Below are 509 nucleotides of genomic sequence, written 5' to 3'. Positions count from 1 at the left end.
ATCAGTTCGTGCACTTAACTGTTTAAAAGCTGCTGAAGTTGATACTTTAGGTGACTTAGTATCATTTAATAAAAACGACTTAATGAAGTTTAGAAATTTTGGTAAAAAATCATTAACTGAGCTAGAAGAACTAGTGAATGTTAAAGGTTTGAATTTCGGAATGGATTTAAGCAAATATAAATTAGATAAAGACTAATTTTAGTCATAATTATTAATCATATTTTGCTCCCACAGAAATGTGGTTTGGAAGCAAGATGATAAAACAAATGTCATGAGACACGGAAAAAAAATTAATCACTTAGGTAGAAAAACTGCCCACAGAAAAGCAATGTTAGCTAATATGGCTTGTTCTTTAATTGAGCACAAACGTATTAATACTACTGTTGCTAAAGCAAAAGCTTTAAAGCAATTTGTTGAACCTTTAGTAACAAAATCTAAAGAAGATACAACACATAACAGACGTCTTGTTTTTGCTAAATTAAGACAAAAAGAAGCTGTTACAGAATTGT

General features: G+C 29.7%; 2 protein-coding genes. Both read left to right on the top strand.

The genetic code is table 11. From position 1 onward, the window contains the following. Nucleotides 1-196, top strand: a 196-nt coding sequence (locus FUA24_RS00110; protein ID WP_317131905.1) for a DNA-directed RNA polymerase subunit alpha C-terminal domain-containing protein, incomplete at its 5' end; no start/stop codon positions are given. Nucleotides 197-271: 75 nt separating this feature from the next. Further along, a partial coding sequence (rplQ, locus tag FUA24_RS00105) for a 50S ribosomal protein L17 (RefSeq protein WP_148539569.1) occupies nucleotides 272-509 on the top strand: 238 nt, incomplete at its 3' end.

The sequence above is a fragment of the Seonamhaeicola marinus genome, from assembly GCF_008085455.1.
Note: the sequence above shows the minus strand (reverse complement) of the source record. Positions and strands in the feature narration are given on the sequence as shown.